Below are 20,885 nucleotides of genomic sequence, written 5' to 3' on the forward strand. Positions count from 1 at the left end.
AGGTGTAGGATTTTGCCCCGCTAGTCCGCATGAATTCTTTGGTATCCACACTAGAAATTCGTTCCTCAAAGGATAGAAATTTAGGGTTTCTCTCCATATACCTAGGATCTGCATTCGTTTTAATCCTGTTTGTTCTTATATATTTCACGGATGAAACGGAATTATTACGGATTTACGATAATATACATTGGACATCGTCTATCGCGATCGCTACGATCACTGCTTGGTTCGGTTACAAGTCTGCGGAAGGAAAAACCAAAAGATTCAGATTCTGGTTTTTCTTGGGGCTGCTTTCTTATTTTTTCGGGCAGGTGGTTTGGGATATCCAAGCGATCTCTAAGTTTTACAGTTTTCCTGCGCCTAGCGACCTATTTTATCCTTGGATAGGACCGTTCTTTGCCATAGGTTTTGCTCAATTTCTAAAAGATAGAGTTCCACCTAATAGAATGAAGGTGGCCGTAATGGATGCCTTGGGACTTGCGATCGCGGTCCTTGCGGTTACCTTAGTATTATATCTTTCTAAAAAAGAAGATAGGCCTTGGTTCCAGTTATTGACCTTGTCGGTTTATCCTGTGTTCACACTTTCCGCGGCTTGTATCGGTGTGCTGATGAAACCTTCCTTACGTTTAAAGGCTGACTTTTCCTTTTTATGTTTGGTGTTTGGGCTCGCTGGAATGGGAATTAGCTGGTTACAATGGAATTCCATTTTTCTGATCGAAGTTCCGGAAGACGGTACTTTAACGAACGCGGGATTTTCCGCCAGTCTCTTATTATTAGGATACGGATCCTTGACTTGGGTCCCTAGTTCTTCCGGGGAAGGTGAAAAAGAAGCCGGAACAGAAAGTGGACTTTTACGGATCCTTCCGTTATTGGAGGTAGTAGTTTGTTCAGCCGCAATCGTCCTTTCCTTAACACTGCCTGGTCTGCCTGAGATTATCCGATTGGTCATTTGGTTTTGTGCCGGCGTCATGGTAGTGATTGCGAGTCTTAGGCAAAGTTTACTAGTGACGGATCTGGCGAATGCCGAGTTTGTGATCCGGAACGCAAACAAAGAATTGGAGAACACTGTTGCGGAAAGAACGGAAGAATTAAGATCTACTAATACATATTTGGTTGCTGCGAACGATAAACTCAGGACCGCCATGGACGAACTCAAAAAAACCCAAGAGAATCTGGTCCGATCGGAAAAGATGGCCGTTTTGGGAAGATTGATGGCGGGTATTGCTCACGAATTGAATACTCCGTTAGGCGCAATTCGCTCTTCCACGGAAGGGATCCGTTCTATCCTGAGCGAACCTTGGGAAAAACTTTTAAAGGATTATTCCAGCTTTAATAAGGAAGAAAGGGAATTTTGGGGGATCTTATTCAAGAAGGGAGGAACTGTTAATTCGGATTTCGACTCCAAGGAAGAAAGAACCAAAAGGAAAAGATCGGAAGTTATACTAAGAGAATTCGGAATAGAAAACTCCTTAGTGATGGCGGATGCCTTAACCGATTTGGGGATTTCTCCAGAGCAGGTATCGGAATTGGCGGAGAAGATCCCAAAAGGAGAAAGAGGATGGATGATCGTCAATAATGCCTCGGCTCTTTCCAGTATTTCCAGATCCAGTCAACTGATCCTCGATGCCTCTATCAAAGCGTCCAGGGTGATCCAGGCTTTAAAAAGTTATGCATCCGGAGAAGGTGATTGGAAACCTCACTCGGAGTCCGTTTCTCCAAAAGAGCAGATAGAGAACATTATTACATTATATTATTCTAAAATGAAAAACAAAGTGATTGTGGATATCAATATACCGGAAACCGCAAGAGTACTCGGAGATCCGGAAAGATTATACTTGATCTGGACTAATTTGATCACAAATGCTTTACACGCCATGAATTATTCCGGAAGGATATTTTTGGATGCGGAACAAAAAGGAGGGTTCTGGGAAATTTCTGTCCAAGACACCGGCAGCGGAGTTCCCATAGAGATCAGAGACCGGATCTTCGATCCGTTCTTCACTACTAAGTCTCCCGGAGAAGGTACGGGGCTCGGACTAGATATATGCAAAAATGTAGCGGAAGAACATGGTGGGTCTATTCGATTCGTCAGTTCTGAAGAAGGTACAACATTCTACGTTACCCTCCCTGTTGCGCCGTAATTATTAGGTTGATTTGAAAATTCGACCTTACAGAGTTGTGCGAGCTTCCATTTTTCAATATCCTTATGAACGGACCGAAGAGTGAAAACGTATATCGTGATATATTCGAACAATCTCCTATCGGACTCATGATCTTCGACAGGCAGGGGAGAATAATAGAAGCAAACAATTCTTCTTTGAATTTTTTAAGGGCCGAAAGAAATAAGATCATCGGACTTTCTTATTCCAATCTTAAAGACAAAACAGTTTCCACATTGATCGGCAAGGGGCTACAAGGAGAAGCTTCCGACTACGAAGGGCCTTATAACACTACGATCAGCGGAATGTTGCTACAAGTACGTATCAGAGTAAATCCACTTTTTGACGATTCGGGTATTTTTGGTGCCTCTTTGATCTTCGAGGATCTGACGGAAAGAAAAAAGACGGAGGAAAAATTAGCCATAACACTCTCGGATATTCGTATCGCCCAAAAAGCATTGGAAGAGCAAGAGTTCAAATTTAAGGCATTATTCGAATCCGCAGGAGAGGCAATCTTTCTCATGGACGATCGGGTTTTTTTGGAATGTAATCCTAAAACGGAAGAGATGTTCGGATGTAAAAGAGAAGATATAATAGGTGCTTCACCTGTGGATTTTTCTCCGGAGTTCCAGCCGGATGGAGCAACTTCCTCTCAAAAGGCGTTTCAAAAGATACAAGCGGCTCTTGCCGGAAAACCCCAGACTTTCGATTGGTTACATTGTAAAAAAGATAGAACTAATTTTGATGCGGAGGTAACGCTCACTTCCGTTACTCTGAACGGAAAGGCTTTATTACAAGCGATCGTAAGGGATATTTCGGAGAGAAAAAGAGCCGAAGAAGAGATCCGAAAGTTGAACGAAGATCTGGAACAAAAAGTTGTTCTCAGAACTGAAGAGCTAAAGGCAATCAATACTTATTTAGAAAATACGAATAGAGACCTGCTATTAGCATTGGAAGAATTAAAATCCACTCAGGCGCAACTGATCCAATCCGAAAAGATGGCTGTGCTCGGACAATTAATCGCAGGGATCGCTCATGAAGTAAATACACCTTTAGGTGCGATCATTTCTTCCAACGAAGGGATCCAAAGTGTGTTTCGCCAGAATTGGGAAAAATTACTCTGCGAATTTGCGGAATTGGATCCGCAAGAAAGAGAAACTTGGAAGAAAATTTTTACGAAAGGAAGTATTTTTCCGGACTTTTATGATTCCTCGGAAGAAAGAAAAAATAGAAAGATCATCCGGGAAACGTTACAAAATCTTGGATTTCCTTCTTCCGAGTTCTTGTCGGAAAATCTGGCTGAATTGAGTATAAATGTGGAAGATATCCCCGATATGGTCAAAGGGATCCAAAAAGAAAAACTTCCGACTTTAGTTTCGAATGCTTACAATCTTTCCGGTATTTTGAGATACAGCAATGTAGTTAGAGAGGCCGCGTCCAAGGCAGCCCGAGTGATCCGTGCGTTAAAGACATACGTATACCAGGATCATGCTGGAGTTAGTCTGATCGACATTCGGGAACAGATAGATCTGGTCTTAACACTATATTATAATAAAGTAAAACAAGGAGTGGAAATCCGAAGGAATTTTGCGGAGAATTCCCTTGTGAAAGGGCAAGCTGATCAATTGACCCAGGTTTGGGCTAATTTGATTAATAACGCTTTCCAGGCTATTTCTTTCGAAGGTAGCTTGGATCTTGAATCTTATATCGAAGATGATTATTTAATCGTTTCCGTCACGGACGATGGTCCCGGTGTTCCGAAAGAGATCCAAGATAAAATTTTCGAACCATTCTTCACCACAAAAGAAAAAGGGGAGGGAAGCGGTTTGGGCCTGGATATTTGCAGAAAGATCGTAGAGAAACATCAAGGAAAAATAGATTTTGATTCCGTGCCGGGAAGGACTACATTCAGGGTCTATCTACCATTAGCGGAGAAAGTCCCGATTTAGTCGGAATCCTCGTCCGAAATTATAGAAAAACAAGCTTGTGTAATATTAAAGCCACTCTTTTTAGAAAGCGGCTTTTATTATTTAGGATTTTTTAGGAATTTCGCTTCCTTTAATGAATGCGGGTCTTGCTCCTAATTTTTCTTCCCAAGCTTTGAGCTTTGGATAATCATCCAAAGAAAGATCGATATAGGATCTAGCTTTTACCCAGGGCCAGGTCGCTATATCCGCAATACTCAATTCCTTTCCTGCGAGATATTCGGATTCTTTCAAACGTCTTTCCAAAACGGAATAAAGGCGTTTTGTTTCATCCACGTAACGATTCATTGCGTATGGAATTTTTTCCGGGGCAAACTTCACAAAATGGTTCGCCTGACCTTGCATAGGACCGACCCCGCCCATTTGGAACATGAGCCATTGGATCGCGATGGATCGTTCTTTAGGATCTTTCGGTAGGAATTTTCCGTATTTTTCCGCTAGATAGATCAGGATCGCTCCCGATTCGAAAACAGGAAAGTCACCGTTGTCTTTGTCTACGATGGCAGGTATCCTTCCGTTCGGGTTGATCTTAAGATACCATTCTTCTTTTTGCTCTAATTTACTAAAGTCGATTGGATGTACTGTATAAGGGATCCCTAATTCTTCCAGCATGATGGAAGCTTTTTTTCCGTTAGGCGTCCCTGCGGTGTATAACTCGATCAAATGATTCTCCTTTGATTCGGCCGGAATGGTCCGGATATGATCTAGGCTTTGTTTTTAGACTCTCCGTGGAAATCTTTTGGAACAAATCCTTTTTATTTTTATAAAAAGAACTGTGGTGATCAGGCAAAAAATACGGAATGTACAATATGTCCCGATAGGGCTAACATACTCAAGATCCCCAAATCGTAAGCGATATTCCTCCAAGGTTGTTTATGAAAAAAATAGAAAATGGCATGCAGTATCCTGGAAATTATGAATATTCCGGAATAGATGATGGTCCCTTCATGCCAGTTATAGGTATGAATATACCCTATCAGTAAGAATAAGAAAATTGGAATATTCTCCAAGTCGTTTCGGAAGACCCCGTTTGCAGTGGCGACTATCGTATGATCGTCCGTTGCTGGGAATGAATTAGTGAAAAATTCCGCGTCTTCTTTCCAGCGGAATGTTTTGGTTTTTATCCGGACCAAACCTTGAACGATGGAAGTGGAAAGTAATTTTAGGAATAAAATTACTGAGACAATCGCAAAGACCTGCCAAGAAGATTCCATTCTACACTCCTAGGTGCAAAGATTGACGGAGCACAGGATCGGACTTGAGTAGGATTAATGCGAGCAAAAAACGAGCTTACTCGGGCCTCAGTTTTTCTTTTTTGAGTCGTTTCCTGATTTCTTTTCCTCTTTTTTGGTTCTCTTCCAAGACTTTCAAAATAGTATCCACGGGAAATGCAGTACCTTGGAACATTCTGGAAAAAACACGATCAGGCATATCATACCAGCGAGCCTTGGAGGAAAGAAGAAGTTCTCCCGTCTTTTTCAGATGAACGGTCCCTTTAGTGTAAAGTCTTCTGCGTCTTACCATGGTGACCCAACAGCGGACTTCTAATTCTTCGCCTAATGGACAGGCCTTATAATAACGCATATATAATTGGTCGGTCATCACAAAATGACCTAAGTGAAAACATAAAACGCCTTGTGCCTCGTCCAATAAAGTAGCGAGCGCTCCACCATGAGCGAAACCGGGCGCTCCCTCAAAATCTTTCTCTATGGTCCAAGCAAAACGGACTTCTCCGCTTGGTTCGTGAAAAGGAAAGCTGGCGTGTAAGCCTCTTTTATTTTCCGGCCCGCAACCGAAACAATTCTTATGATGCCAATCTTGTCCGTTTTGGCTGGCCTTGATATGTTTATAAATGTCTTCCGCAGTCATCTGTATCTAGTTTCTTTCTATCTACCATGGAAAAATCCGAAAGCGCGCGAACAAGAACGAAATTCGAGATCGGACTATAACGAACAGCGTATTTGTTTTGCTCCCGAACTGACATGAGGAGAAGGCTAAAACTCCTATTCAAATCCCTTGACCGATTCTTGGCAGTTTATAATCTCACTACGTCGAGGAGAATACGATGAAAGCCGCTGTTTTAGAGTCCGGAAAAAGAAATTTGATCATCAAAGAGGTTCCAATCCCCGATCTCGGTCCGGAACAAGCGAAGGTAAGGATCAAAGCCTGTGGCATCTGCGGTTCCGATCTACATTTAGTATTACATGGAACCTTAAAGTGTAAACATTATCCTCAGATCCCCGGACATGAAGCTTCCGGTGTAGTGGAAGAAGTGGGAGAAAAAGTCACTCGTTTCAAAAAAGGGGATCGAGTCGTGATCGCCGCAGGAACCAGTTGCGGAGTATGTTCTCATTGTCTCGCAGGAAGAGAAAATCTTTGCAAAGAGATCGGAGTATTCGGATTTGATCGAGAAGGTAGTTTCGCAGAATATAATGTAGTCGAAGAACGTTATCTCTATCCCCTGCCTGATTCCGTTCCCTTCGAACAAGGTGCGATCTTAGCCGATGCGGTTTCTACCCCTTATAATGCGATTAAGTTCAGAGGAAAGATTCAAGACGGAGATACGGTTGCTGTTTTCGGTTGTGGTGGTCTCGGGATCCATGGAGTGGTGATTGCAAGAGCATTGACAAAAGGTAAAGTGATCGCCTTGGATGTGGATAGGGGAGCCTTGGAAAACGCCGCCGCTTATGGGGCTGATGAAATAGTAAATTTGAGAGAAGTAAAAAATCCGGGCAAGACCCTAAAGGAAATTTCCAAAGGTGGAGTGGACCTTCTTGCTGATTTTTCCGGAAGAATGACAAATATAGAAGAATCACTTCGGGCCATGAACCCCGGAGGAAGAATGGTACTCGTCGGGATTGGAAGAGAGCCTTTAAAATTTGCAATCCCGTTCTCCATTATCGAAAAACAGATCACTATTGCGGGCTCTTACGGTTCGGATCGAAGGGCCATCCCGGAATTGATAGATCTTTATGTGCAAGGAAAATTGAATCTAAGCAGATCGATTACGGATATAAGAAAATTAGAGGACATCAACGAAAGTTTACAAGATTTAGAAGACAGAAAAGGAAATCCGATCCGATTTGTGATCTCTCCCGAATGATTCCGAAGACGAACTTTGCTTGCTATCGTATCCGCTTCTTAAATCCTAACGGATAGATAGCTGATGTTTAAAGAATACTTACAGTACATACTTTCCAGAGGACAGATCCGATTCATCGTACTCGTTAGATCCGTTTTATTTTTACTAGTATTTAGCGCAATTCCTGCGATACAAGCGGGAGGCGCGGTCGCTTTGGGCGGGATACTGATCGTCTTAGGGTTACTAGGAACATATGTAGTGAACGGATACGTGATCCGATCGGGAATGGACCCTGCAAGACCGGTGGAATTTTCCAAATACTTTATATTCTTGCTTACTTTAGCCTTGTTCTTGATTTTATTCTTTTTGATCGTAGCTAGATTGGTGGAACCTTTTTTAGGGACACAATTGCAAGAGTTCTTAAAAAAACAAAGTACTGAACCGGGCACTCCACTTCCCGCGGAATTTGTTCGATTTTATCTGATATTTGCATTTGTATTGGGGCTTGTTCTTCATCTGATCCTTCCGGTGCTCTTTTCAAAGCTAAGTTTGATCCAAGGAATAAAAGAATTACCAAGTTGTATCAAACGTTCCGACTATATTGTGGCGGCCTGGACACCTTTCGTGATCATGTTTGTTCCGGATCTACTGGTTTCTCTTATCTCCAATTCGGAAGAAATGATGGTTTCAATGTTTGGACAAATATTACTGATTGTTATCTTCTTCTTTATGCTTACATCGGATATTTTTTTACAATACCCGACGTATTATTTGGTTCGCACAGAGAAGAAGATCGCAGAAGGTCCGGATAACGTTTAAGCTTTCAGGAAGCTCATCGTATCTCTTAAACTTTTAGCGATATTTAAAAGTGCCGTTGCACTTCCTGCGATCTCTTCCGAGTTTGCAGCGCTATTCTGGACCGTAACGGAGATATTCGAAACTGCGTTTGCAGTCTCGGAGATCGCCACTTTTTGTTCTTTAACTGAAGTTCGGATCTCTTCCGATTTGGTATCCACTTCGTTGACCGCTGTGATAATCGTTGCCTTTTTCTCCTGCTGGACTTGCATCGTTGAGACTATATTGTCCGAGGAAAGTTTGATAAAGGAAAGACCCTCCAGGATTTCCGCATAAACTCTCACACAACTATCCACAAAATTTTTCCCCGATTCAATTTCTTGGTTACTCGTGCGGATCAGGCTTTCGATAGTTTTCGTACTTTGATCCGTTTGTTCGGCGAGTCTTGTGATCTCCGTCGCGACAACCGCGAAACCTTTTCCATGTTCTCCCGCTCTTGCAGCTTCTATAGCCGCATTCAATGCGAGAAGGTTCACTTTTTCGGAAATTTCCTGGATGATCGCAGTAATCGATCTCATCTCTCCGGAACTAGATTCAATTTTTATCATACTTTCGGAGAGGCTGCCCATATTTTTTTTACCGGCCTCCGTTTTGGTATACATATCCGAAATTTTTCCCAAAGAATCGGAAACTGAATCCCCGACTTTCGTGATCAAACTATCCAACTCTTTCATTTCTCCGGAAAACGAAAGAATAAGTTTATACTGTCCTTCCGCATTCATGGTGACCTGTTCCATACCGGCACTGATCTCTTCGACGGAAGCGGAAATTTCTTCGACGGAAGCGGATTCACTTTGCGCATTCTCCGAAAGATATTCGCTGGATTTGGAAAGTTGTTCAGCCGCTACCAAGATAGATTCCGAAAAAGTAAGGATAGAGGACAACATCTCCTTCACCTTGGACTGAAAATTACGGAACACTAATGATAGAAGGTAGAGTTCGTCTAAATTTCGTTCGTCCTCTTCCACTTCTATTGGATGACTAAAATCAGCGTCCCGGATGGAAATTCTGACTCGATTTAAACCTTGCACAAGTCGGATCGAAAATTTAATCGAAGCGTAAAGAATATAAACGAGTGTCAGCGCCGAAATAGAAAGAAAAACCGTAAGACTAAACGTATATTCCGTCTCCGCTTTTTGGTAGATCTTTTCCGAGATAAACAACTGCACGGAGATCAGCTTTTCGATATTACCCGCAACGGGGTCTATTTTCGAATACATTTTATTGTCCGCAAAATTTCCCAAACCTTCCTTATCTTTAGCGACCATAAGCGCTCGAACTTCTTCCACACTCTTGTCGGCTTCGTCAAATAAAGGTTTCAATTTTTCGATAAGGACTTTTTCTTCCTCCACTAAATGTGTTTGAAGATAGATATTCCACTGCAATTTGATCTCCTTCATCGCAGTATCTAGTTTTTCGACACCTTCTTCATACGTGAATGCACCGCTGCGAGTTTTGTGAACACAATCCACAATCGAGATCGCGTAATGATCCGAGATCGTTTTTAGCTGTTGTAACGGAATTAATCTATCGTTGCGGATCGTTTCTATATCAGCGATCCGAGAAGCTGAATTGATAAGAGATAGAGCCAGTATGATTAAAAAAGGAATTAATACTGAAGAGAATAAGATCGCTAATTTTAAATTTAAACTTAGTCGTGAATACCATTTCATGAAAACCCTCCGGGCGGGGAGTATAGCACAGAATGGAATATTAATCGAGCAAATTAGAACACTTTCACCAACTAAATCAAAGAAATGATTTTTTAGGGAAGAATTTATTTCACACGGGGCATGTCATTTTTCGAATTTAGACAAAATCCATTTTAGTATACGAAATAGAATGTACCACATAGAGACAACTTTATGTTCACTGAATTGGGATTGCTGGTATCTCTGTAGCGCTTGCTATAGGCTTGACAGGTTCGGATTAACCACTAATATCGGAGATCAAGCCCCCTGGCTTTATATAATACGAACGTTATAAAAAGGGAGAGGCGGTAAATGAGCCTTTTGAAACAAAAAATAGAAAGAGAAAGAAAATCCGGGAAACTGCTGCTCCGTTTGCTAATCCTAGCATTTGTTATTTGCGGATCTGCTCTGTCCTTATCCGCTGCGTTTTCCTTAAAACAGATCCCGGATTCTATCGGTCCGGATGGACGTAATATCTCCAGACAGTTCTTCCAATTTTTGAAAACTGCAATCATCAAAAATAAATATGACGGAAGAGCGGAAGGTTTTCATAAATACCTGGATCGTTCCTTGGAAAGATTCGAATTAAAAAACCTGTTTAATTCCGAATATATGACAAAGGATAATAACGGGCAACATTACGTTACTTATCGGGGACGATTCGCCAACGACGGTTATAAGGTAAGTCTAGAAAACGTAAGAATGAAGGAGGTTCCAATTCCAAATTTCGGTGATTTTACCGCCGAGTTTTCGTTAAAACATAATCCGAATCCAACGTATGGCGGGAACTCTTACTCCGGAAATTTGGACGTTCTTACGCATATGGGACCATTCACTCATAAACATGGATTGAGTGCAATGGACTCGGGATTACACTTTTTAGATTCGAATAATCTGAAATCCATCACTGCACCGGAGACAACTTCTTTCAAAAAAATTAAGGACCCGGATGCAAGAAAGGCAATTAACGATTTTACGGAATCATTTCCCGCCCTTGCAAAGTTTATGGGTTACTATTTCGGTTTGGATTCTTTGTTAAAGGTCCAACAGGATGGAAAACTCCCCGGTGTTACGGCGTTTACATTCGAGGGAAACATAGAACAGACCTTGATGAGGGATTATCCGGATCTAGGCGATTATCTGGACGATATCAAATATTTAGGTTTTATTAAATTAAGAATTACGAATGTTTCCGGAAGATCATTGGCGGAATTTGCGATAGAATCTAAAACCAGGGAGATCCGTTTCAAGTTTTTCACGTTGAACGGAAAAGTAATCCCTTACGATACAAAGGGTAATTTTTATCCCCAAGAGGCTTTCACTCTTAATTCTCTTTCCGAGTTTCCTTTTGTAGTAAAAGCAAGTTTAGAAGCTAATTTATACGGTCTGGTTTTGGAGAACAACGACGTTCAATTGCTTGGCAGATTCACCAATACGGCAACTTCCGGAGTTCTAAATTTAAAAATAACTAAAATAGAAGAATTTGACGTGAGTGGTGCTTTTGGTTACTTTGCACCTTCTTGGGCGATCAATCTATTTATTCCCGGTAATCTTCAGTCAATTATCTACGAGTTTACCGAAACTTTGGTAAAGGCGAATAATGGGAAAGGGACAAGCATCGTATTGAGATGGGATCGAGATTCTTCTAAAACAGCTATGAGGACCCATATTGAAACGGAATTTTTGGATAATTTTTTCATCCGATTCGGTTTAAAGATCTGGAATCATAAGGTTCTTCCTGATGAAGATGCTAAAGACGATATCAGAGCTGTACTTTCCAAAACAATCGATCTATTGTTAAAAGGAATTTAACAATTTAATGATCGAAACAAATCAGACCCAAATGGTCGAAATAAAATCATAAAAGATCAACTTTTTAAGGCTCACAGTTATGTGAGCTTTGGTATTCCTGTTTTAATACAATTTCCAAACGTTTTCTTTTGCAGCTTGTCCCTTTAATCCTCCTGCCATTTCCCGGCTTAGAAGATTAACTAAATTGAAAGTGTCTTTATAGTGTTGGCTTACTTCTTCCGCTGAAATGGAAAAAGGAGGACCGGCCATTTTGGATTGGTCGTATTCAAAAGTGATCAAAAGTTGAGGCGCTTGATTGGTAATCTTCGCTAAATGAGCGGAATAACGAACCCTCGTCTCTCGGGGGAGGGCTACTAAGGCTGCTCTATCATAAACTGCATCCACAGGACCTAAGGTCTCTTTGGATAAATCGAATATGTCCCCCACGAAAATATCTATACCCTTGGCACTGTAAAGAGTGAGTTTGTCCACTTTAGAAATTTCAGGTTCCACTGCTAACTCTTGGAATAGTTGCTGGACCGCCATCTCGACGAGTTCCGCGCCGGCGATCCTATATCCGTTGGAAAGAAGCCAGGTTATATCCAATGTTTTTCCGCATAATGGAATAAAGATACGGCTATCTTTTGCCAAAGAAAGTTCTTTGAAATATTTAAGTAGAAGCGGGTTTGTCTCGGCTTCGTGGAAGGGGATATTATTCTCTTTCCATCTGCTTAACCAAAAGTCTTTTTCCATTTGTAATCCCCTCTGGTTTGAACTCCGTAAATTTGTAAGCGCTCCTATCCATAATATTCGTTCTTGAGAACCTGGCAAGACTTTCAGATGGAAAAGAAGGTGGAGAACACGGACTGTTTAAATTGGTTGCTCCCCCTTTTTCATTTTATAACAGTCTGTATTCTCTCTTTTTTATAAAATACCTATTATTTTATTCTAAATATTTCGCAGATCCTGGCATTCTGACCTTACCTTTCGCCAAACAGCCGATATAATCCAAAGTCATTATTAAACGAATTATGAAAATAAAATATAAATTTTCCTTGCAAGAGATCCTTTTTTGGTCTCTTTAAATGACGATGGAAATTTTTGTTTGGAAAGGCGATATTACGTCCGTTCAAACGGATGTTGTGGTAAACGCTGCCAATTCTTCCTTATCTGGGGGAGGCGGTGTGGATGGGGCCATTCATAGGGTAGGTGGGCCGAAGATTATGGAGGAATGTAGGATATTAAAGATCAAAAAATATCCGAATGGTCTTCCTACCGGTCAATGTATTCTTACTTCCGGAGGGCAACTTCCTGCTAAGTATGTGATCCATGCTGTGGGTCCTGTTTGGAAGGGAGGAGATTATCAAGAAGCTTCTCTATTAGAAACCTGTTATAGGAATATTTTGCAGTTATCGTCGGATCGTGCGTTCGAATCGATTGCGGTCCCTAGTATTAGCACAGGGATTTATGCTTATCCAAAAGAATTAGCGACTCCAATTGCGATACGGACCATTCTGGAACATAAGGATCAGTTTCCTAGAAAGTTGATATTTGTATGTTTCGATCAGGAAACAAAGGAGATATATGAGGAAATTCTAAACCAGTCCGGAGTCAATTTTAAGGAAGGAATTTCTTATTTTTAATATATTACAAGCCTATGCCTGCCGCTCCTCCGCAGGTAGTATACAAATCTTGTTTCGGATTTAACGTATAAGATTCATCGGAAGTCGCCTTTCCTAAATTTCCATTGATCGTGCTATCGAACAGATTCGTATTCACACAAGATCCGGAAGCATCATTACATTGAACATTTGCGGGTGGACTTGCTCCATTTGCCAAAGTATTCAACCAAGAGGAGAACTTAATTCCTCCGCTATTTAAAGAATACATATCGTTATACGTGGTGATCGTATGAACGTCACCGGGACCTATATAGTATCTGAAATTGGACTGGGAACTAGCGTCCTTCATTTTGGAAACTGCCTGTTTAGACCAATCACAAGTAGTATAATCGTTAGAGCTGGAAGAATTTCCGTCCGGTACTGAACTTCCGTCGCTGTCCCCGTAGATGACAGAATAAAATTTTCCCGCTTGGTAAGGGTCGGCAGTTGTCGCATTGGAATAGGTTAAACTGGTATTATTGATCTTGTTGATCTGGCCCATCACATGATAAAAGAATCTTTGGTTCCCATCGAACAAGGCGGTATATTGTCCGAGTACATCTCCCGAATATTCGGTCGCCACCTTTTTGAAAAAGTCATTGATAGAAGGTGAACCTGTAGTGGCGTAATTTGCCCCGATGCCATTCACCCAAATCGGAAGATTGGAAGAAGAAAAGCCGGTCCCATTTCCGATGCCGTTCGTTTCTACGCCCCAGGAACTTTCTAGCAGTGGAAAAAATGCAGGACCGATTGTATGAGCGGAAGTAGGCACTACGGCATTAGATGCATCGGATAACATTCTGACCTTAGCACTCGGATCAATTGTGGTTACAGTCTCTCGAATAATAGGATAATTTAAGATCGCTCCGTAACCTCCGGCGCTTTGACCGGTCACAAAAACCCGGTCCAATTGCGGATAGGAATTTTGGATAAATTTCAGAACGGAAATTACATTATCATACCCATGATGTTGGATGGTCCCGCTTGTATACGTTTTGTCCTTACTTCCGATATGAAGATCACCTGTGCAATACGGGACAAAAATGATATCATAATCTTTGAACGGGTTCGCAGCCACGGATTGATCGATGATCCCTTTGAATAAAAGGTCTAAGGCAAAATCCGGGATCACATTCAATTGATTGAAATAAGTGACCGTATTACTTCCGAAACAGTTTGCATTGTCCCAACAGGCTCCTCCACCCATGAAGTTGATCAGAAGTTTTTTGTTATTCGCAGCAACGGTCTTTCTGAAAAAATAAAAGTTTACATTCCCTTCCGTGCCGCTGCATTTCGGATCAAAAGTCGCAGTGTATGTATATGGTGTTGCGCCGTGATCCACTTGTGTAGTAAAGGTCCCAGGTTCCGGAGTGATCCTCGCGAACGGGGTTGTGACCAGATCTATAATGAATGCGGTAGCAAGAAGTTCCTGGGTATTATCTTTCTCTTTCGTGCAATAGATTTGAGTGAATAATAGTACAATGCTAAAATACCGGATTTTCATAACGAAATGTACCGCCTAAACCAATGGAAACTTTCACTACAGCGTTCCCAAACTTGCCGCATTAGGACATATAAAGATAAACGTTGCACCAATTGCCTTCCGATTATAGTTTATTCCCGGTTTATAGAATGTCAAGGACCGAAGCAGGTCTCGTACAGATCTTTATCGTTGTCAAATGAGTCCTGAGAGGTCGCCCTTCCTAAACTATTGTTCAATGAATTTGCCCCGAAATTCCTATCCGTGCAAGGATGAGAGCCGGCACCGGCTGAACAATCTACGTCCGTTGGAGTTCCCACATTCGATACGATCGACTTTAACCAGGTATTGAAGTTCACTCCGTTACTGGAAAGCCCATACATCGTATCACTCGTAGTGATTGTATGAATATCTCCGGGAGCTCGATAAAAATAATATTTAGATCCGGTCGTATTGCTCATCGCAGTATTCGCGTTAATTGCCCAGTTACAGTTAGAAGGAGTATTGGAGCCGTTGTCGGGAAGATCAGGCACATCTTTGGCATCCCCCGGTCCAAAATACGAACTGGAATCCGAATAAGAAGGAGATCCTGAATCTATGATCCCCATTACATTAAAGAACCATCTTTGCGTAGAATCGAATGCGGAAGTGTATTGTCCTACTACATCGTTCGGGTATTCAGTTGTGATCTTGCTGAGATAATCTCTGATGGAAGGAGTTCCGTCCAGATAATTGGAACCCACCACCCAATCCGGAATATTCTGAGCGCTTCCCCATTGATTTTTTACTATATTCGTAAAAAATCCGTCGATTACCGCCCCGTTAGAAGCATCCGCCACTAAGCTGATCTTATTGAAGTTTGGGAATCGGGCGCTTTCTGCGAATACTTGGCGAATATGAGGATAATTTAATATTGCTCCATACCCTCCGGCACTTTGCCCTGCGACCACTACATCGGTCACCTGAGTGTAATTCGATTGGATATATTTTAGGACAGAAAGAACGTTATCGTGTCCTCTGTGACTATATGCGGAAGGGTCGGATGAAACGTACGGGTCATCATAAGTAGTTACATCATTGGAACCGATATGAAGATCCCCCGTGCAGTACGGAATAAAAAGAACATCATAATTCTTTAATGGATTGGATGGGTTTTCCGCATCCAGGATCCCCTGAAAAGCGACCTTGATAAAAAGATCAGGCACATCATTTAGGAAATTGAAGAATGTTGTGGTATTCTTTCCGAAACAGTTGTTATTACTCCAGCAAGCTCCTCCTCCCATAAAATTGATCAGTAATTTTTTATTATTCGAGGAAACTGCCTTCCGGAAGAAATAAAAGTTGGTGTTTCCCGAGTTTCCGAAACATTTCGGGAAATATTGCCTACCGGTTTGATAATCGGAATTTGTGAGCGGGATTTGGATCGTATCTTCTGCCGGAGGGGTGATCCTTTCGTAAGGATTATAAAGAATTTCGGCTAAGACCAATCCTGTAAGGGCTTTTGTATTGTCCGGTTCGTCTTTTTGACAGCCGATAGAAAATAACATCGGAATCAAAAAGAGAAGAGATAGGTTTCTGACCTGCATTCGTTTTTCCCCGCTCTAGAAAACAGTTGAAATGTTTATATTTTTCCATTTTAGACTGACGCATATCGCTAAAGATTCAAGTTCTTTTCAACATCGAAGAAAAAGAAAGATTTGAGTAATAAGAGCGAACCCAGAAATTGGAATCGGTCCTATTATTTTTTAAACCGAAGGTGAAACGTGGATCTTTTTGATAATATGGGTGAAGCGGAAGGCAATATCGTACCGGTAGACTCCATTCTTCCTCCCGAATTATTTCTGGTTCCGATCAAGACCAGACCGGTATTTCCCGGGATCATCACCCCTCTTATTGTTCCTGGGGGAAAGTTTGCAAAGGCCGTTGACGAGGTCTTAAAAGGGAATTCTTTCATCGGACTGGTTCTTCTCAAAGATGAGGAGAATGAAAAGAAAACGGAAGAGAATATTTACGATTTCGGCGTCGTTGCCAAGATCTTGAAGAAGGTAAATCTTCCGGACGGCGCGGTGAATATTCTCATTAATACCGTGCGCAGGTTTAAGGTGGAATCTTTTTCTTCCGTGGAACCTTTGTTGATCGCGAAGGTGAATTATCCGGAAGAAGAGCCGGGCGCTTCTAAAAATACGATCAAAGCTATGATGAGAACCCTGCTTATTATGACCAGGGAACTTGCTCAGAATAATCCGCTTTTTACGGAAGAAATGAAGCTGACCATGCTGAATGTGAACGAGCCTGGTAAGATGGCGGATTTTGTATGCAGTATTTTGAATATTGAGAAGGAAGATTATCAATCCGTAATAGAGTCCGTGAACCTGAAGGATCGGATCGAAAAAGTCCTTCTGTATTTGAAAAAGGAAATCGATCTTGTAAGTCTTCAAAGGGAGATCCAGGAAAATATCCAGGATAAGATCGATAAACAACAGAGACAGTTTTTCTTAAGAGAACAATTGAAGGCCATCCAAGCGGAACTCGGTCAGAAAGAAGGGAAATACGAGAAGAAATACGAAAAATTCCTGGAAAGACTCAAAGCCATTCCTGCAGATCCGGAAGTGGTCGAAGAAGTGGAACGAGAAATGGATAAGTTCTTCTATACCGATCAAAATACCGCGGATTATAACGTTGTGCGGAATTACTTAGATATAATGGAAAGTCTTCCTTGGGAAGCTCCGCCTGCTCGGGAAATCGATCTGGATAAAGCTCGAAAAACTTTAGATCGCGATCACTATAAGTTAGATGATGTAAAGGAACGGATCCTGGAATTTTTGGCCGTGAAGAAACTCAAACCTACGGAAAAAGGTTCCATTATTCTTTTGGTAGGACCTCCGGGGGTGGGTAAAACTTCCATTGCAAAATCGATTGCGGAAGCCATGGGTAGAAAGTTTTTTAGATTTTCCGTGGGCGGGATGAGAGACGAAGCGGAGATCAAAGGACATCGCAGGACTTATATCGGTGCCATGCCGGGTAAGATCATAACTGCATTAAGAATTACTAAAGAAAAAGATTCCGTTATTCTTTTGGATGAGATAGACAAACTTGGCCTTGGAATGCAGGGAGATCCAGCGGCCGCTCTCTTGGAAGTATTGGATCCGGAGCAGAATAAAACGTTCAGAGATCATTATTTGGATCTTCCTTTCGATCTTTCTTCCGTATTCTTTATCGCGACGGCAAACACGTTGGATTCCATTAGTCGGATACTTTTGGATCGTATGGAAGTGATCAATCTTTCCGGATATATTACGGATGAAAAAGTCCAGATATTCAATAAACATCTTTGGAAAAAGGTGTTAGAGAAAAACGGAATAGAACCTTACGGAATACAGATAGATAAAAAAGCCGTAGTCGCTCTGATAGATCATTATTCCAGAGAGTCCGGAGTGAGAGGTCTTGAAAAACAATCCGACAAACTGGCTAGAAAGCTCGCTCTTCAGATTGTGAAGGGAGAATCTTATCCGAAACATATCCTTCCTAACGATGTGGAAAAACTGTTAGGAGTTCCAAAATACGTGGATGATAGGATGACTAAGCCTACCGTTCCTGGAACCGCTTTGGGACTTGCTTGGACTTCCGTTGGAGGAGCAACATTACTCATAGAAGCGGTATTTGTAAAAGGAAAAGGCGGCATACTTCTTACGGGAATGATCGGAAAATCTATGGAAGAATCTTCCAGTATAGCTCTTAGCTATATTAAAAATTTCTTAGGTAGTGAGGAATTATTCAGCGAAAAAACCATTCACCTTCATGTCCCTGACGGTGCGACTCCAAAAGACGGTCCAAGTGCGGGGATCACGATGGCAACCGCCATTCTTTCCTTGGCATTGAACAAAAGGATCAAACTCGGGTTCGGTATGACCGGAGAATTGACCCTTACGGGAGAAGTTTTAGCCATCGGTGGCCTAAGAGAAAAGATCGTGGCAGCTAAAAGGGTGGGAGTTCATAAGATCATTTTTCCTTCGGACAATCGACCTCAGTTAGACGAAATACCTGACTATGTGAAGAAGGGGATGGAATTCTTTCCTGTCTCTAAATTCGAGGAGGTTGCCAAAATTTTATTCGAACCGAAAATGATCGATGGAGTTTTGAAACCTAAGACGGAACAAGTAGTTGCTGGGAAGAAGCCGAAACCTTCTCCTAAAAAGAAGACAGTTTCTCGTAAGAAAAAATAAATCTCCAAGGTTTCGCCCAAATATGGAGGTCCTTAAGCGGCTCAAAATAATTTGCTTTTTAGGACCCTTTTCGGACGCTGTTCGGAGGAGACCATAATGGGCGTACCTTTCATAGATATCAAAAGATTCGAGCCAGGATTACTGGAAGCTTGGGAAGATAAAGTAAAAACCCTCAGCAAGAACGCCTCCTTTATCGGAGGAGAAGAAGTCGCATTATTAGAAAAAAATCTAGCAACAACCGCCGGGACTAAATACTCGATCGCATGTGCAAACGGAACGGACGCACTCCAATTGGCGTTGAGAGCCTTGGGGGTCGGAAAGGGTGATAAGGTATTAGTTCCCGATTCCACCTTCTGGGCAACATTCGAATCCGTGGTAAACGTAGGAGCTGATCCTGCTACAGTAGATACGAATCCGGACGATCTACAAATGGATTTCGAAGAATTTAAAAAAGCACTCGAAGAACTAAAACCAAAAGCTGCGATCATAGTTCACCTTTACGGTTGGGGAAGCGCTAAGTTAGAAGATTACCGCAAACTTTGTAAAGAAAAGGGAGTGTTCCTACTAGAAGACGGAGCACAATCTTTCGGAGTCTTGTATAAAGGAAAACCTATCTACCAAGATGCGTTGATCACCACTACTTCTTTCTATCCTGCAAAAGTTTTAGGTGGAGCAGGAGATGGTGGAGCGGTTTTCACAAACGACGAAGAGCTTGCGAATAAAGTCAGAATGCTTGGAAACCACGGTAGAACTTCTCATTACGGTTACGGGGATGTAGGTTGGAATTCCAGAATGGATACATTGCAAGCCGCATTCTTAAATTTGAATCTTCCTCATTTGGAAGCAAGACTTGTTTCACGCAGAAAGGCGGCAGAAAAATATTATCAAGTTCTTCCTAGTTTAGGAGTGAATGTGATCCATCCTCCAAAAGACTTTCAAGAAAACGGATATTGCAACGTTACTCTTTTTGATCCTGCAGAAAGACCTAAGATCCAAGAAGTCCTAAAAACAAAGGGGATCGGTTTCGGTGTTATTTATCCCGGAGCGATGAGCGATCAACCCGGAGCAAAACCGTATATCGTAGGTAAATTTGGAAAAGAACATAGGACCGGAAGGATCTGCGATTCAGTATTAAATTTTCCTTTATTTCCGTACATGACCGATTCCGAGCTGGAAGAAGTTTTTGCCGCGATCAAGGAATATAAGAGCCTGTCCTAAAGGCCGGGCTCTTGAGGTCCCTGAGCTAATGTAGATTTATATAATTTTCTAATGGTTTAGCGGACTATAAAAAGTAAGATTTTTACATTTTCTCAAAAATGAAAAAAGCCGCTGATCTTTCAGCGGCTTTTTGTTTTTCTTTCTCGCCAAAATCTGCAAAAAATCATCATTATTCCGAAAGAAATTAGGTTGCCACTGTCTAAGATTTAAGTTTAGAATGATTCTAAACTAGATAAACTGAAAGGAGAAATGTATGAAACCGAATATAGGAATCCCGGAGAAGGATAGAGAGGCCATCAACCAGGGCCTGCAAAAACTTTTAGCAGACACGTATTTTTTATATTTAAAAACCCATAACTATCACTGGAACGTAACCGGTCCCTTATTTAATACATTACATTTGATGTTCATGACCCAGTATACGGAGCTTTGGAATGCTTTGGATCTTGTGGCGGAAAGAATTCGTTCTCTTGGTTACCCGGCTCCGGGGACCTATAAAGCATTCTCTTCTCTAACGTCTTTGAAAGAGGAAGACGGAGTTCCTAAAGCGGAAGACATGCTTAAAAATCTTGTGGATGGACATGAGGCCGTTATTCGTACGGCAAGAGCCATTCTTCCTTCGGCAGATTCGGGAGGAGACGAGGTGACTACGGATCTTCTTACTCAAAGATTAGAGATCCACGAAAAAACCGCTTGGATGCTTAGGAGCATGCTGGAGTAGAATTTTAGTATATTCTGAA

General features: G+C 41.7%; 16 protein-coding genes. 9 read left to right on the top strand and 7 right to left on the bottom strand.

Annotated features, from left to right (window positions below; all coding sequences use genetic code 11):
- Nucleotides 1–29 precede the first annotated feature (29 nt).
- Both LEP1GSC192_RS16795 and LEP1GSC192_RS16800 read left to right on the top strand, forming a co-directional pair.
- The gene (locus LEP1GSC192_RS16795) at nt 30–2,141 is read left to right on the top strand and encodes an ATP-binding protein (RefSeq protein ID WP_020771246.1); all 2,112 of its coding nucleotides are present in this window, start codon (nt 30–32) and stop codon (nt 2,139–2,141) included.
- Nucleotides 2,142–2,206: 65 nt separating this feature from the next.
- Nucleotides 2,207–4,108: a PAS domain-containing sensor histidine kinase gene (locus tag LEP1GSC192_RS16800; protein WP_020771117.1), complete on the top strand. Its 1,902-nt coding sequence runs from the start codon at nt 2,207–2,209 to the stop codon at nt 4,106–4,108.
- A gap of 81 nt (nt 4,109–4,189) precedes the next feature.
- On the opposite strand, the gene LEP1GSC192_RS16805 is transcribed toward LEP1GSC192_RS16800, so the two are convergent.
- The 3 genes from LEP1GSC192_RS16805 to LEP1GSC192_RS16815 form a co-directional block, all read right to left on the bottom strand.
- Entirely contained in the window at nt 4,190–4,807 is a 618-nt protein-coding gene (locus LEP1GSC192_RS16805) for a glutathione S-transferase family protein (protein ID WP_020771388.1), read from the bottom strand.
- 119 nt (nt 4,808–4,926) lie between these two features.
- Nucleotides 4,927–5,358, bottom strand: coding sequence for an MAPEG family protein (locus LEP1GSC192_RS16810; RefSeq protein ID WP_020771374.1), 432 nt, complete (start codon nt 5,356–5,358; stop codon nt 4,927–4,929).
- 76 nt (nt 5,359–5,434) lie between these two features.
- Nucleotides 5,435–6,013 carry a PaaI family thioesterase gene (locus LEP1GSC192_RS16815; protein WP_020771089.1) on the bottom strand — a complete coding sequence of 193 codons (579 nt, stop codon included), beginning with the start codon at nt 6,011–6,013 and terminating at the stop codon, nt 5,435–5,437.
- A gap of 196 nt (nt 6,014–6,209) precedes the next feature.
- Here LEP1GSC192_RS16815 and LEP1GSC192_RS16820 point away from each other — a divergent pair, with 196 nt between their 5' ends.
- Together LEP1GSC192_RS16820 and LEP1GSC192_RS16825 are read left to right on the top strand one after the other, a co-directional pair.
- Complete coding sequence (locus LEP1GSC192_RS16820; protein WP_020771283.1) at nt 6,210–7,247, top strand: zinc-binding dehydrogenase; 1,038 nt, start codon at nt 6,210–6,212, stop codon at nt 7,245–7,247.
- A gap of 63 nt (nt 7,248–7,310) precedes the next feature.
- A complete protein-coding gene (locus tag LEP1GSC192_RS16825) occupies nt 7,311–8,045 on the top strand; it encodes a hypothetical protein (RefSeq protein WP_020771120.1) in 735 nt (244 codons plus the stop codon).
- On the opposite strand, the gene LEP1GSC192_RS16830 is transcribed toward LEP1GSC192_RS16825, so the two are convergent.
- Nucleotides 8,042–9,754: a methyl-accepting chemotaxis protein gene (locus LEP1GSC192_RS16830; RefSeq protein WP_020771434.1), complete on the bottom strand. Its 1,713-nt coding sequence runs from the start codon at nt 9,752–9,754 to the stop codon at nt 8,042–8,044. The two genes, LEP1GSC192_RS16825 and LEP1GSC192_RS16830, sit on opposite strands and share 4 nt — an antisense overlap.
- 330 nt (nt 9,755–10,084) lie before the next feature.
- On the opposite strand from LEP1GSC192_RS16830, the gene LEP1GSC192_RS16835 reads away from it, so the two are divergent.
- A complete protein-coding gene (locus LEP1GSC192_RS16835; RefSeq protein ID WP_020771286.1) occupies nt 10,085–11,584 on the top strand; it encodes a hypothetical protein in 1,500 nt (499 codons plus the stop codon).
- Nucleotides 11,585–11,686: 102 nt separating this feature from the next.
- Here LEP1GSC192_RS16835 and tmpT read toward each other — a convergent pair whose 3' ends face one another.
- Nucleotides 11,687–12,316 carry a thiopurine S-methyltransferase gene (tmpT, locus tag LEP1GSC192_RS16840; RefSeq protein ID WP_020771218.1) on the bottom strand — a complete coding sequence of 210 codons (630 nt, stop codon included), beginning with the start codon at nt 12,314–12,316 and terminating at the stop codon, nt 11,687–11,689.
- Between the two features lie 338 nt (nt 12,317–12,654).
- Between tmpT and LEP1GSC192_RS16845 the strand changes: the two genes are divergently transcribed.
- A complete protein-coding gene (locus tag LEP1GSC192_RS16845) occupies nt 12,655–13,206 on the top strand; it encodes an O-acetyl-ADP-ribose deacetylase (protein ID WP_232421087.1) in 552 nt (183 codons plus the stop codon).
- Nucleotides 13,207–13,210: 4 nt separating this feature from the next.
- On the opposite strand, the gene LEP1GSC192_RS16850 is transcribed toward LEP1GSC192_RS16845, so the two are convergent.
- Nucleotides 13,211–14,728, bottom strand: coding sequence for a pectin acetylesterase-family hydrolase (locus LEP1GSC192_RS16850; RefSeq protein WP_020771483.1), 1,518 nt, complete (start codon nt 14,726–14,728; stop codon nt 13,211–13,213).
- A 131-nt stretch (nt 14,729–14,859) separates the two neighbouring features.
- Nucleotides 14,860–16,290, bottom strand: coding sequence for a pectin acetylesterase-family hydrolase (locus LEP1GSC192_RS16855; RefSeq protein ID WP_020771275.1), 1,431 nt, complete (start codon nt 16,288–16,290; stop codon nt 14,860–14,862).
- 195 nt (nt 16,291–16,485) lie between these two features.
- Here LEP1GSC192_RS16855 and lon point away from each other — a divergent pair, with 195 nt between their 5' ends.
- The 3 genes from lon (at nt 16,486) to LEP1GSC192_RS16870 (ending at nt 20,866) form a co-directional block, all read left to right on the top strand.
- Nucleotides 16,486–18,927: an endopeptidase La gene (gene lon / locus LEP1GSC192_RS16860; protein ID WP_052005250.1), complete on the top strand. Its 2,442-nt coding sequence runs from the start codon at nt 16,486–16,488 to the stop codon at nt 18,925–18,927.
- A gap of 96 nt (nt 18,928–19,023) precedes the next feature.
- Nucleotides 19,024–20,145, top strand: a complete 1,122-nt coding sequence (locus LEP1GSC192_RS16865; protein ID WP_020771206.1) for a DegT/DnrJ/EryC1/StrS family aminotransferase — start codon at nt 19,024–19,026, stop codon at nt 20,143–20,145.
- A 253-nt stretch (nt 20,146–20,398) separates the two neighbouring features.
- The gene (locus LEP1GSC192_RS16870; RefSeq protein ID WP_020771404.1) at nt 20,399–20,866 is read left to right on the top strand and encodes a Dps family protein; all 468 of its coding nucleotides are present in this window, start codon (nt 20,399–20,401) and stop codon (nt 20,864–20,866) included.
- Nucleotides 20,867–20,885 lie beyond the last annotated feature (19 nt).

The sequence above is a fragment of the Leptospira sp. B5-022 genome (assembly GCF_000347035.1).
In the GTDB taxonomy this organism is placed as follows: domain Bacteria; phylum Spirochaetota; class Leptospiria; order Leptospirales; family Leptospiraceae; genus Leptospira_B; species Leptospira_B cinconiae.